We start from the raw sequence: 12,841 nt of genomic DNA, 5'->3' as shown, positions 1-12,841 counted from the left end.
GTAACACCTGTTAGAGTTTTGGTGAACTTTTAAGGTTCTTTTCATACCCAATTTCACTCCTCTTTGGAGATTTTAACTTCGCGTAACGAAAATTTATGATTGGTTATAGCGGGGATTGTGCACACCAGAATGTGGATTTGAACGATCTAATGATTTTTCATGCAGGGTGCATAAATAAAACGCCCCCTCTGCTTTTCGCAAAGGGGGCGTTTTGATTTATTATGAGTTGTGTTAACTTACCTGAAAGGGTCTTCGTTGAAGCCTGAGTTGTCTTCTTTGGTGTCGAAGGTATTGACAGTAGCTCCGCCATTAGGTTTATCTCCAGGATCAGGCTCAGTAAATTCTGTAGCCATGCAAATGGAAATATCAGCATCCAATAAGACAATCTCAATTCTAGGGCTAAAATATGTTTTCTTTCTGGTCATAAAGGTCTAATCAAATCAACACAAAATTAAGCATTTTATTAATAAACTACAACCTTATGATTTTCAAGAGCCGCATTCGATGTTCCTATGATATTAATGATATAGGAACCTTCAACAAATTGGCCTAAGGAATTAACTCCATCATTACGTAAGGTACCAGTCTGAATCAACCTGCCTGAAAAATCATTGACACGATATTCCGAACCTGCTATTTCAGATGGTACACTAATAAATACTTCCCGACCTTGCACAAAAACATTAGACCGATTGAAACTTATTGATTCAATCGGCAGATCCGTTGAAACTTTAAAAAACTTTAGACTAAATCTAGAGGTATTCAAACCTTTTGACGCCACAGAAAAGTCATAACGATCACCCGGCAATAAAGCAATTTCAGTTGCCTCTAACTTATCCACTAAAATAGTTTCAACATTTTCAGCCTTGTTCATAACCATTTCTATAGAAAAGTCTCCAGTCTTAAGCGCATTAAAGCCTAAAGGAACTTCATAAGTACCATTTAGAGGGATGGCATTAATGGAAGTCTTCATAGATTCGGCCAAAGAAAACAACTCAAACAAATGATCACGATTGGCAAATCTCTTTTCCAGATCGAATCTATCAAAAGCGGTAGACGCCTCATCTATGAACGCAACGGCCATCTCATCTTTAACATTATTAGACGTGACTCCTGCCAACTTGATATAATCAACAACAGGCTTAGTGGTGCCAGACTTTAAATAATTGGCATCATTGGCCACTTGAGCATCAGGAACAAACTCAATACTTCCAGTAGGCTCACCAATTTTTACTTTAACCAGAAAAGCGTGATTGGAAGGAATTTTGGAAGACGTAATGTTGATAGGTATATCCGTAGATGCGCTATAAGCCCCGTATGCTCTTTGCGTAGGCATCCAAATCCAGAAATTATTTTCAATGGTGGAGCTTTCATTTATACCAAGCAGTGTCCAATCAATAGATGCGGGATAAGGATTACCGACCAAATTCCATCCGTAACCTGCTCCATTAGTTCTTGTTAAATTAACCAAGAAAGCTCCCGTATTTATTTCACCGGAAAAACCCACCATACTATCATCGGTCCACATTCGGTATCCAACCCCAGGTGCCATTGTTGCGCCAGAACTAATTGCATCCCAGGCATCTGTGGTATTATTGTAGGTGTACAAAGGATAATAGTTACCAAAACTCAGTGCAGTACTACCGTCTGTTGGAGAAGATATTAAATAAGTCATATTGATATTATCTATAACCTGCTCCACATTCACATTTGAACCAACTACATTCAATACTGTACCAACGGCTCCATTATTAATATAAGAAGCATTAACAGCTACAGAAGACTGCAAGGTAAAAAGACCGGTAACATTTAAGGTACCACCTGTATGCGTTAGTGAAGCACCAGGCTCAATGGTCAAGTTATGCACATCAATAGTGCCAGATGTAATCTCTGGAAATGCAGTGGAACCGATAGGAATAGTGACAGTCTTACCCGGTGCATAGGTTCCGGAACTCCAGTTAAGAGGATCATTCCAAGTAGTTACTACACCTCCACCGATCCACACATTCTCCTTATCCGTTTCAAAGGTCCTTACAATTTGATTCGTTAAATTACCACTCGCATCAGAAACTGGGGCAATCGTAACCGTATATTCTTCATCTTGCAAGAGAAGTACATCCGGTTGCAAAACCACAGTTGTTTGTTCGCTGGTAGTAGTTTGCGAAAAAGTGAAAGCTACATCGATTGGCGTTCCACTATCGTCATATTGGAAGGAGAAATAAGTATTATCCAAAGGTAAAGTTCCAGATCCATCGAATCCAAATACAGGCTCCTTAAATACAATAGTAACACTTTCATCAACAGCAACCGTAAAATCACCGTTAAGAGGAAGTGATGTCAGCTGATTAATTTCCGGTATAATTCTATCAATGGTTATTGTTTCAACAGTTGAGTACTTTCCATCCTTTTCAAACACCGTATGCAAATAATAATTCACTCCTGTGGGGGTATCATCATTAAATAAGAATTCAACAGGTGTAGGCGTTACAATAGATGTTACGCTTGCATTTCTGGCGATTTTTGCAGGCCCTGAAGAACTATTTTGCCCTGCAACGATTTGTGCCACAGAAGGCTGCGCGGCGGCCCCGGTAACCACCCCATAAACAATTCCTGTTACATCTGCCAGTGCATTCAGATCAAATTTAGCAGAGTTTTGGCCAGAAACTGAGGGAAATCCATTAGCCCACAACGGAGGTGAACTTTCAGTTGTGAATGACCATTCACCAGCAGCTAATCCGGAATACAAAGCAGTCGAAGTGGCAGCTTTAATAGCATTGGCCGGCAATAAAATATTATATTCTTTGGCGTATCCGAGTGAATAATTAAAAGATAAAGAAAGTACATTGTTCGAAATATGACTATCTCCAACTGACTGGATTTCCTTTGAAACACCTTCTTCAAGCAACTCAACATAAAAATTCCCATTTGCCAAAGCGATATTCTCACTAAAAGTCAGCTCAAAAGAAGATGTACCAATTGGAATATCAATTGCGTTATCCAAAGGATTTAAGGTAGCAGTTAAAGGAGGGGTGGAGCAGAGGTAGTAAAAGAAACCAATGTAGGTGAATTACTGTCCATTTCCGTCTGAATGACATTATTCCCAGATACATCAACCGTCACTATATAAATAACGTAATTTGTACTGGGTTGCAGATTCAAAATCGAAGAACTGAATTCAGAATTCGCACTCCACAAATTAATACTTCCATATAAACCCTCAGAAATAGAACCACTATTTCCATCAGAACTCCAATTAATAACATTTTCTTTACTAGGTTGGGGATCTGTATGAAGAAGAGTTACATATTTAGCTTGATGAGTAGCATAGGTATAAGGAAATGTAGGACCTCCGGGGATTGTTACCATAGTGGTTTCTGTGCCTCCCACCGTCGCACTCACATTCAAAGTAGCAGTCTCTTGTCCAACTCCATCCACATTAGGATAACCAGCCGTATAAGATTCCTGCCCAACCACATCCATAGCCAAAAAACTGATGGCTAAAATCATCCACACTTTTAGTATATGTTTCTTCATAGTAATAAAATTAATATTGTAATATCCATCTGTCTCACACAAATCATCCCTTGCTGGGATGTCCTCTCCTGGCGCTATCTGAGGGGGGTTATTTATCTCAGATAAAAATTCCTACAAAATTAACGTAATATTAACAATTTATACGGAATTTGGTGCTGATTTGTTGCCAGTTAATTGACTATTGTTGATAAAAAGTAGGTTCTTGTTGACGAATCGCAGGTAAATTAGAAATTGTTTTAAGGCCGGTTTTGCTTCCCAAAAGGAAGGCCAAAAACGGAAGGGGACACAACTTTCATTATGTCAACTTTTTAGGCCAACAGCTTTTAGGCACAACATCTGTTTTATCAATGGGTATTGGCATTAAAAATTGATTCGTGCCAGATAATCGTAATGGGTGCCGTCGGCGATTTTTTCGAATTTGAAGCCGTGTTTTTCGGCGTGGTGGGCCATGAGCTGGTCGTCGATGAAGAGCCATTTGAAGCGCTTGCCTTTGTAATCGCCGTAGCTCATGCGGTATTCTACTTCGCCGTAGTAACGTCCGTTGAGGTTGATGAGCATGCTGCCGTCTTCGTCGATATAGAGATAGCGCAAATCGGAACTGTCGAGGAGTATTTGTCCACCGGGATTCAAAAGCTCCTTGATTTTTTTGAAGAAAGTGGGGAATCCGTTGACGGTGCCGACCAGTCCGATGCCATTCATGAGCAGCAGGATGGTGTCGTATTTTTGATCACTGGCGTGCTTGAAGAAGTCGGCATTGACGACTTGAGATACGCCTCTGCGGGACATGACTTCACAGGCCAGGGGGGATATTTCGAGGGCGGTGACGGCATGACCTTGATCCTGTAGGTACAGGGCATGGCTGCCCATGCCGGCTCCGACATCGAGGACCTTGCCTTTGCAGAGGGCCAGTGCTTTTTGCTCCAGTGAGGGCATTTCGTGGTAGGTTCGGAACAGGTAATGAACCGGCAGGGTGTCGCTCTCGGCGATGTCGCTCCAGACTTTGATGTCGGTGCTGCGTTGTCCGTTAAGAAAATAGTCCAGACCGGCCTGGCCGATCGGGTCGTTTTGTGCTTGTATCATGGTTGCTTGAAAATTATTGTTTAATCGACGATGACCACTTCCACCCCCATGGTTACCAGGGCTTCATGGTCGGCAGCGGAAATGCCTTTGTCGGTTATGAGAACGTCTATCTGACTAATACTGCAAATGACGGCCAGGTTACGGCGGCCAAATTTGGAGGAGTCGGCCACCACAATCACCTTGCGGGCCATTTTGATCATGGTGCGCTTGAGGGCGGCCTCTTCGAGGTCGGGGGACGACAGGCCCAGATTCACATCGATGCCATCAGCGGCCAAAAAAAGCTTGTCGCCAAAGAATTTTTTGAAATTATCGATGGCAATGGCGCCCACCAGCGACAGGATGTTATGGCGCATGATGCCTCCGGGCATGATGGCTGTGATATTGTCCATATCGGCCAGGGTACTGGCAATGTTTAAGGCGTTGGTGATGACGGTGAGGCGACTGAAGCGTGAGAGGTGGTTCACAATCTCGCGGGTGGTGGTGCCACTGTCCACCACAATGGTGTCCCCATCACTGATGAAGCGGGCGGCTTTGCGACCAATGGCTTCTTTTTCGCGAACGTTCTTGCTTTTCTTTTCGAGAAAGCGAAGATCCAGCGAGGCCTTGTCGGTTTTAATGGCACCGCCCCGGGCACGTATCAGCAGGTTTTTCTGTTCGAGGTGGGCCAGATCGTTGCGAATGGTGACCTCACTGACCTGGAAATGAAGGCTTAATTCCTTGACATTTACCTGTCCCAGATCGTCCAGCATCTTGATGATGAGTCCCCGTCGACCGGCCGTTGTATCTGGATTATAATTACTCATAACTATATGAAAAATTTCAGGGTAAAGGTATTGATTTTAGATCAATACTTTTACCCTGAAATGAGTCTGTTAATTCTGTTTCTCAAGAAAATCGGATGCGCCTTACTTTTCGCGCCGATTTCAATTTCCCTTTTCCAGTTTAAATTTCACCAGTGTTCTGTTGAGCCGCTCCGCCAGAGACTCCAGTCGGTGAGCCGCATTGTTGATTTGCTCGGAATTGGCGGCATTGCGCTGGGTAACGGAATTCAATTGCTGTAGCGCGTTATTGATCTGCTCTACCCCTGCTACCTGCTCCATGGAGGCCATGGCAATTTCCTGCACCAGCGAGGCTGTCTTTTCAATTTCAGGCGCTAAAGATTCGAGTTGCTCCCGGGCTTCCTGAGAAGATTCGAAAGTGGTGCGCGACACCCGGTTAATTTCTGCTGCGGCTTGTTGACTGCGCTCTGCCAGTTTGCGGACCTCAGCTGCCACCACGGCGAAACCACGTCCCTCCACTCCGGCTCTCGCTGCTTCTACGGCAGCATTAAGGGCCAGGATGTTGGTCTGGAAGGCTATGTCTCCAATAATGGAGACTTTCTGAGTGATTTCCTGCATGTTATCGGCTGCAACCTTCGAGGTTTCATTGCTGGCATTCATATTAACGGTCGCCTTCAGCGCGATGCCTTCGGTCATCTTGGCATTATCGGTATTCTGTTGAATGTTGGCATACATCTCTTCCATGGAGGAAGAAACTTCTTCAGCAGCAGAAGCCTGCTGGTTGGCACCATCTGCCATTTCTTCGGATTCTGTCACCAATTTCTCACCGGATTCGCCAATTTCACGGGCACTGGAGGCAATGTCGTTCAGAATCTCTTTCAAATTAGATACCATGTTATTGAGGGCGAGCGATAAGCGCCCGACCTCATCCTTACGGGTGGTATCGAAGGTCACCGTCAAATCGCCGTTGGCGATTTTCTCCGCATTGCCCACGCCTTCCAATATCGGCTTGGTAATGGAGGGTGGCAAGTACCAGAAAATCAGAAATCCGACAACAATCAAAATCAAAACGGCCATGATGACCAGAGATCGAACCATACCCACAATACGAATGGCATCGTCGCCCATGACTTTCATCTGGTCTTGTCCCATGTCCGAAACCGTACGGATTTCCCACATGATGGCCTTGGCCAGTTCAAAATTTTTGATTTCGGCCTGACGGGCCTGACGGTATGTCGTCACAAAGGCCTCTGCTTCGTCGACAAAGGCGGTCAACAAAGGCTGGACATTTCCGGGGTAGTAATTCCGGGCTATCAGTGCATTGAGTTCGACCAAATCGTCCTCAACTTCTTGCATGTCTTCAGAAGAACGAGCAGCAGCATCCGCCTGAATTTCTCCCCATATGCCAAAGGCCAAGCTTCCGGCCGACTGGGTAGCGGCATTGGAGCGATGGTTCTTCACGGCTTCAAATAATTCAGAAGCACGCTCAGCCATGGCATTTTGATGCATGTGCATGGCTTCCTGCAGGGGTAAATAACTGTCCATTTGGGAACGATATTCACCAATAAGGTCCTTGAGGGGCAATAATACTTCCGAATTAGAACCCTCTCCCAGTCCCCCATCCATTTCAATCAGGCTTTCCAGTGCTTCGTTAAATTTATTGAACTCACCATCCGCGCGAAAGGCGTAATAATCATCCGCTGTGAAATCATAGGAACGGGCAAATTCTGACATCCGCCACCAGGCCTGGGAAACCTGAATGGCTTCATTGACATAGGGGATGTATTGATTGGATAGGGTCCCAATGCCATTGTTCACACGAACCAAATTAATCAGCGTGTATCCTCCCATCATAAAAGTCAACAACAATACGACCCCCATGGTGCTTCTTATCTTCGTATTGATATTAAGATCTCTCCACTTCATTGTCTATCTATATTTTAGATTTTTATTTTTGACCAACTGTGTAAAATTACGTTTAAACCTATATAATTTTGCGCATAAAAGTAGTAGTTTTATCCATTAAATAAAATTAACTGTTATTTACTGATAACCATTTGCCCACAATTACCGTATCGGGTTTTTGAAAGGCTATCGGAATTAACCATGGATAAAAAACAATTTATTTCTACAGATATTTTATGAAAACCAAAGATTTATTACCGTTTTACTCTTTAAAGCCAAGAAAAGATTCATTCATCCTGATATTAATGGTAACTTTTGTGTTATCGGGACTCTTTTCTGCCTGTTCCTCAAAGGAAGACATCAAAATTGGATTCCTGTTTTCCTCTGACATTACCTATCGGTTTGTGGTAGAAAGCAACTATTTTGCCGAAAGGGCCAGAGAGTTGGGAGCAGAGGTGATTATTGACCAGGCGGACAATAATGCGGCTTTGCAATACCAGAAGGCCATGGAAATGAAGGAACAGGGTGTTGACATGCTGGTGCTCATCTACATCAACGAAATTACAGCCAATGCCATAGTTCGCGATTTTAATGAAGTGGACATTCCGGTAATGGCCTACAACCGTCTGTTGGTCAACAGTGATTTAGATATGTACATTGCCGGCAACAACCAAAGTCTGGGCGAAGGCATGGCAGGGTATGCGCTTAGTCAGGTGCCCAGAGGCAATTATATGTTGTTTGGAGGCGACAAGTTTGACCGGAATGCGGTTGAATTACAGGCATCTATTGATTCTGTGTTGGCGCCTTCGATTGATAATGGCCAGATCAATATTCTGTATAAAACTTTCACCGAAAACTGGGACCCTAAAAATGCGGCTTTTGAACTGAAGCAATTTCTGAATAATTCGGAAACCCATCCGGATGTCATCATTTCCTGCTTCGATGGCATGTCCCATGAGATGCTGGATGTCCTTTCAGAGTGGGATCTGGACGGCGAAGTAATCATCACCGGCCAGGATGCCCAGATTGAATCGGTGCAGGACATTGCCGCCGGCAAACAGCAAATGACCATGTACCATCCCTTCAAAGAGATCGCTTACACCGCAGCAGATGTGGCGGTGGCCCTCATAAAGGGAGACAAGCTGGACGACTTTAATGTGGTATACACCGACAATGGTTTTAAGCAGGTCCCAACCGTACAAATCAACTCGATACTGGTTACCCGCGACAATCTGGATGAAGTTCTGATTGAAGGCGGGGTTTATACGCGCGACGAGGTTTACTAATACTAAGGGCAACCGTGTTACATTCAATACCCTCTCATTGTGAGAACATTTAAATTCATTTAAAGGAAAATAGTCACCAGTCCAGCGGTGAAGCTTCTGATAGATGCGCCAATTTTGTTTCATCTTTGAAGGTAGTTATTGATTTCGGATGCACAAATATAAGAAAATCCCAATAAAAGACCAGAGAGTCTTTTATTGGGATTTTTGTTTTAGAGCAGATCCGGAAGGCTATTCCTTCACCATTTTAAACAGTTGGTTATCTACCTTAATCAAGTAAACGCCGGCTGACAAATCTGATAAATCAACAGAAGTGCCATCTGAAACCATAAAGGCACGCAGTTTTCTTCCCGATAAATCATAAAGCGCAGCTTGCTTCGGTTCCGAATGCCCAAATCCAGAGAAGGCTATTTCTGATATAAAGGGATTGGGATAGGCGCTAACAGTGCGCTCTTCCAGGGCTTCTGGACTTCCGACTGAAATGGTCACATACAAGGTACCCGACTGATAAATAAAGTAGTAGTTGGTGTCATCTCCGCCACCGACTTCGATGCTATACTCACCAGGAATACTGTTGATATCAGCGACAGTTGATGCCATGGGCAATTGAGTCAGAGCGCGGGGATCGTCGCCGTTGACAAAACCGCTGTAGTCCAGCTCAAATACCGGATTTTCATCTCCTACGGTTCTCGTCTGATCCAGAGCAGTAACGGTTAGTGGGGCCTGGCTTACCGACAAGGTGCCATTCTCCAGTGTCAGGTCGTAGTTATCAGCTGCACCACCGCTCAGGCTAATGGCATAGTCACCCACGGGGCTGGTCGCCTCAGCTAGAGTGGCTGCCTCGGGCGCGGTAATGGCCGTAGCGTCTTCTCCGTTGACAAAGCCGCTGTAGCTGATGCTTAGTGCGGGGTTGGCAGCACCGTAGGTGCGCGACTGGTTATCGGCTGTGGCGGTTAGTGGGGCCTGGCTTACCGACAAGGTGCCATTCTCCAGTGTCAGGTCGTAGTTATCAGCTGCACCACCGCTCAGGGTAATGGCATAGTCACCCACGGGGCTGGTCGCCTCAGCCAATGTAGCTGCCTCAGGCGCGGTAATGGCCGTAGCGTCTTCTCCGTTGACAAAGCCGCTGTAGCTGATGCTTAGTGCGGGGTTGGCAGCACCGTAGGTGCGCGACTGGTTATCGGCTGTGGCGGTCAGTGGGGCCTGGCTCACCGCAACATCCATTTGTCCGGAAATCGGCAGATACAGTTCCGGCAAGAGCGGCTCAAAAACAAAATCCACCGTCTCAGTCCCCGCCAATGGTTTTAACTCAGTCGGTGACAAGACAAAGGAACCTTCTACTTCAAGGCCTTCATGTTCAACCAAAGCGCCCGTCATGACACTACTGCCAATGGCTTGGCCATAAACAAGGGAAGCATTCGGTAACGTCGTTATGGAAGGGACCCCGATTTTTCCGGGAATGGGGTCCGTGGTAACCATTTTGAAATAGGGGAAAGAACGGTTTTCACCCGACAAGGAAGTCCACACATTTTCAAAATCCCAGCCTGTAAAGGTAGCCTGATCCCGCATTTGCCCGCTACTGATCCCAATACCACCAAGGGAAACAGAAACGCCTGTAGTCTCGGTATTCCAAAAGCTATCAGAGACATGCGTATCCATTCCAGATCCGAAAAGTCCACCGACCTCTGTCATGCCTGAAACGGCTCCGCTGGCATAACTCCTGACCACAGCGCCTTCATTGAGTCCAACCAGTCCCCCGACCCCCAAATTCCCGGAGACGCTGCATGTTGAATACGAATCAATGATGCGACCATCTTCCATCCAAAACTCCTCATCAAGACGGTTCCTGCCAACCAATCCACCAACATAATTTTCACCTTGAACACTTCCGGTCGTAAAGCAACGGGACAAAGGAATACCGCTGTATCCGATTAAGCCACCAACAAAATCCACACCGGTTACATTCACATGGGCGGATAAGTGTTCAATGTTTCGTCCCATATTAATAAGTCCAAAAACGCCACCCACATAGTTCCGTCCTGTCACTTTTCCACTGACTTCCACATTTTTAATATAGATATCCATATAGGACATGTCTACCCAACCAGACAAAACGCCCATATAATCCTGCCCAACAATGCCAACAACATCATCGGTGAAAATTTTTAGATTTTGAATAGCTCCATCATTTCCAATTGCAAAAAATAAGCCCAGCGAATTTTCAGTCGGCCGGTTAATGGCCAGTCCCCTAATGGCAAAACCGTTACCTTCAAGTTGTGATTCAAAGCGCTCAGCACCCACCCCGATAGGCTCCCATAGGGCACCATCATTGTAATAGGGCCCTGTTGGCGACAAGACCTCCGTGAGATCAATGTCATTCACCAATTCAAAATGCACGCCTTTATTGGCAGCGCCAGATAATTGCGCACATTATTAAGGTGACGTGGATTCGCAATTTGATAGGGAGAAAGGGATGAACCATCCCCTCCTGCAAACTCAGGTAAAACATTAATATCGAATGAATGATACAACAAAGGAAGTACGCCGGACACTTCTGCAACCACATCCAGACTAAAATTGTTGTGCTCATCTGAGTTAAGAACCTCGGCGGTTTTCAAGGCGGACCCATCCATGGTGAAAAAGTCTTTGTCTGGGGACTCTAATCCATGTGTCAAAATACTCAGGTCCCGTCCTTCTGATTCCGTACCGAAAAAATCACCCACATGGGTGCCGACAGGGCTCTTCTCCTGAATATCGCCATTATCCAGGTTCAATTGAGATTTTGGAATATCCTTACTGTAAAACCGAACATCGTCCATCAACACCAGCTGGCTTGTATGCCCAAGCGCAAATTCCAACGAAAATTGCGTGGGAGTGCCATCTCCGGAAATGGGCAGGGCCACTTCACACCACTCCTCAGCGTAGGACGTTGACCCATTAGTATATATGCTCAAATAGTTCTGAAAAATGCCATCCAGCTTCAGCTGCGCCATTTTGGTTGTACCATGGCTAATTTTAACCCTGAAAGTCATGAAATCCACCTCTGCCGGAATGTCAAATTGCATAACATCGCCATCATTGGCCACTACTTCAAGGGCCCCGGATCCGCCAAACACATCTGTGGAAGTTATCTGACAAGTACCCGTACCTGTGAAGGAAATAGGTGCAGGAATACCTACTTCAAAATCCCAAATATCTGCCTCCCGGTATTGCCACTCAGTATCCTCCGGAATGAGCAGCTCAGCAATATCCATGTAAGCACCGGTATCATAGGTATCGGCAATGTCGATTTTGAGACTGCTGTTGGTCAGCGCGTGTCGGCTCTCCTCGGGTACCGTTCCCGACACGGTCGTACCATCGACAGGTGAGCCGCCCTGATTGTCGTAATTGTTACGGGCAGTCACAAAAGCAAAAGAATAATCAGCATTCACCACAATCCGGGTATACAGCCATTCATTTTTGGGATAAGCATCCAACTGACCGGAATTAAAGGTTGAAGGCTGAGCAGTTATCGGCAATAAACTAAAAGAGCCACGGATGTAACTGTTGCTTTTAAGAAACCATTTTATGTAAACATCTTGACCAACCACATTAAAGCCATCTTTCAGCAGCAAGGTGTTTCCATTCCTACGCCCTACGGTATTCATCCGCAAGCCGTTTGCATTGGTTACAACCGGGCCGCTGTACACACGCGCAAAACTTTCCGGTACCAAAGGCACTGATTTCAGCTGGGCCAACATGGGCAAGCTGATCAAGATCCACACAAAAGCAAGTAAAATTCGTTTCATAATCATTAAGTATTTAGGTTTATTGAATGATGCGTTTCCATTTTGTCCACCAACGTGGCTTTTCCACCAATCGCTGATCGGCCGGCAGCGTTTCTCCGGAGGTGAGGGTAGCCTGCAGGTTTTTTGTTGGGTCGATCGACTTCAGATATTTGCGGTTAATGAGGTGACAGGGGTGGATGCGGATAAATAACTCCTTCCCAAATTCTTCTTCCAAATCATCAATGGTATTAACGGCAGGCATAACGCCACCATCGCTCATGTACACCAGTGTCGTGTCTGAGACCATTTCAACACGAACGATGTCTGTTTTTATCTTATTTGTTTCAGGCATAACTAAAGCATTTGTATAAACACGGAATTGAATACCTCTAAGCAAAGGAGCCCATTGTTTTTGAAAAAAAAAGAAGGAATGAATATCTGCCGGGGGCCATTTATTATTCGTCAGAAATTCGTGAGTATTTGCCGGAAACAA

The 12,841-nt window shown here is 45.1% G+C and carries 10 protein-coding genes; 1 reads left to right on the top strand and 9 read right to left on the bottom strand.

What is annotated here, in order from left to right; translation table 11 throughout:
* Nucleotides 1-236: 236 nt before the first annotated feature.
* From JCM15548_RS04380 to JCM15548_RS04355, 6 genes are all read right to left on the bottom strand, one after another.
* On the bottom strand, nucleotides 237-425 hold the full coding sequence (locus tag JCM15548_RS04380; RefSeq protein WP_062122645.1) for a hypothetical protein: 189 nt from the start codon (nucleotides 423-425) through the stop codon (nucleotides 237-239).
* Nucleotides 426-463: 38 nt separating this feature from the next.
* Complete coding sequence (locus JCM15548_RS04375; protein ID WP_062122643.1) at nucleotides 464-3,001, bottom strand: Ig-like domain-containing domain; 2,538 nt, start codon at nucleotides 2,999-3,001, stop codon at nucleotides 464-466.
* Nucleotides 3,002-3,018: 17 nt separating this feature from the next.
* Nucleotides 3,019-3,534, bottom strand: coding sequence for a hypothetical protein (locus JCM15548_RS04370; protein ID WP_157482409.1), 516 nt, complete (start codon nucleotides 3,532-3,534; stop codon nucleotides 3,019-3,021).
* A 360-nt stretch (nucleotides 3,535-3,894) separates the two neighbouring features.
* Nucleotides 3,895-4,614, bottom strand: coding sequence for a class I SAM-dependent methyltransferase (locus JCM15548_RS04365; protein WP_062122639.1), 720 nt, complete (start codon nucleotides 4,612-4,614; stop codon nucleotides 3,895-3,897).
* Nucleotides 4,615-4,634: 20 nt separating this feature from the next.
* Nucleotides 4,635-5,417, bottom strand: coding sequence for a DeoR/GlpR family DNA-binding transcription regulator (locus JCM15548_RS04360; protein ID WP_062122637.1), 783 nt, complete (start codon nucleotides 5,415-5,417; stop codon nucleotides 4,635-4,637).
* A 120-nt stretch (nucleotides 5,418-5,537) separates the two neighbouring features.
* On the bottom strand, nucleotides 5,538-7,319 hold the full coding sequence (locus JCM15548_RS04355) for a methyl-accepting chemotaxis protein (RefSeq protein WP_062122635.1): 1,782 nt from the start codon (nucleotides 7,317-7,319) through the stop codon (nucleotides 5,538-5,540).
* A 284-nt stretch (nucleotides 7,320-7,603) separates the two neighbouring features.
* Here JCM15548_RS04355 and JCM15548_RS04350 point away from each other — a divergent pair, with 284 nt between their 5' ends.
* Nucleotides 7,604-8,584, top strand: coding sequence for a substrate-binding domain-containing protein (locus JCM15548_RS04350; RefSeq protein ID WP_227625462.1), 981 nt, complete (start codon nucleotides 7,604-7,606; stop codon nucleotides 8,582-8,584).
* A 228-nt stretch (nucleotides 8,585-8,812) separates the two neighbouring features.
* On the opposite strand, the gene JCM15548_RS04345 is transcribed toward JCM15548_RS04350, so the two are convergent.
* Genes JCM15548_RS04345 through JCM15548_RS04335 form a run of 3 tightly spaced genes read right to left on the bottom strand, consistent with a single transcriptional unit; the run spans nucleotide 8,813 to nucleotide 12,700 of the window.
* A complete protein-coding gene (locus JCM15548_RS04345) occupies nucleotides 8,813-10,978 on the bottom strand; it encodes an MBG domain-containing protein (protein WP_062122631.1) in 2,166 nt (721 codons plus the stop codon).
* On the bottom strand, nucleotides 10,960-12,369 hold the full coding sequence (locus tag JCM15548_RS04340; RefSeq protein ID WP_157482407.1) for a hypothetical protein: 1,410 nt from the start codon (nucleotides 12,367-12,369) through the stop codon (nucleotides 10,960-10,962). The genes JCM15548_RS04345 and JCM15548_RS04340 overlap by 19 nt, the downstream gene beginning before the upstream one ends.
* A 19-nt stretch (nucleotides 12,370-12,388) precedes the next feature.
* Nucleotides 12,389-12,700 (bottom strand): LytTR family DNA-binding domain-containing protein, encoded by a 312-nt coding sequence (locus JCM15548_RS04335; protein WP_157482405.1) that lies wholly within the window; start codon nucleotides 12,698-12,700, stop codon nucleotides 12,389-12,391.
* Nucleotides 12,701-12,841 lie beyond the last annotated feature (141 nt).

Origin of the sequence: Geofilum rubicundum JCM 15548, from assembly GCF_000974365.1 — a bacterium.
Lineage (GTDB): Bacteria > Bacteroidota > Bacteroidia > Bacteroidales > Marinilabiliaceae > Geofilum > Geofilum rubicundum.
This window is presented reverse-complemented; position numbering and strand designations above follow the sequence as displayed.

Coding starts and splice junctions, on each gene's coding strand:
- JCM15548_RS04380 (WP_062122645.1), bottom strand. CDS start 425: ATGACCAGAAAGAAAACATATTTTAGCCCTAGAATTGAGATTGTCTTA.
- JCM15548_RS04370 (WP_157482409.1), bottom strand. CDS start 3,534: ATGAAGAAACATATACTAAAAGTGTGGATGATTTTAGCCATCAGTTTT.
- JCM15548_RS04365 (WP_062122639.1), bottom strand. CDS start 4,614: ATGATACAAGCACAAAACGACCCGATCGGCCAGGCCGGTCTGGACTAT.
- JCM15548_RS04360 (WP_062122637.1), bottom strand. CDS start 5,417: ATGAGTAATTATAATCCAGATACAACGGCCGGTCGACGGGGACTCATC.
- JCM15548_RS04355 (WP_062122635.1), bottom strand. CDS start 7,319: ATGAAGTGGAGAGATCTTAATATCAATACGAAGATAAGAAGCACCATG.
- JCM15548_RS04350 (WP_227625462.1), top strand. CDS start 7,604: ATGGTAACTTTTGTGTTATCGGGACTCTTTTCTGCCTGTTCCTCAAAG.
- JCM15548_RS04340 (WP_157482407.1), bottom strand. CDS start 12,369: ATGAAACGAATTTTACTTGCTTTTGTGTGGATCTTGATCAGCTTGCCC.
- JCM15548_RS04335 (WP_157482405.1), bottom strand. CDS start 12,700: ATGCCTGAAACAAATAAGATAAAAACAGACATCGTTCGTGTTGAAATG.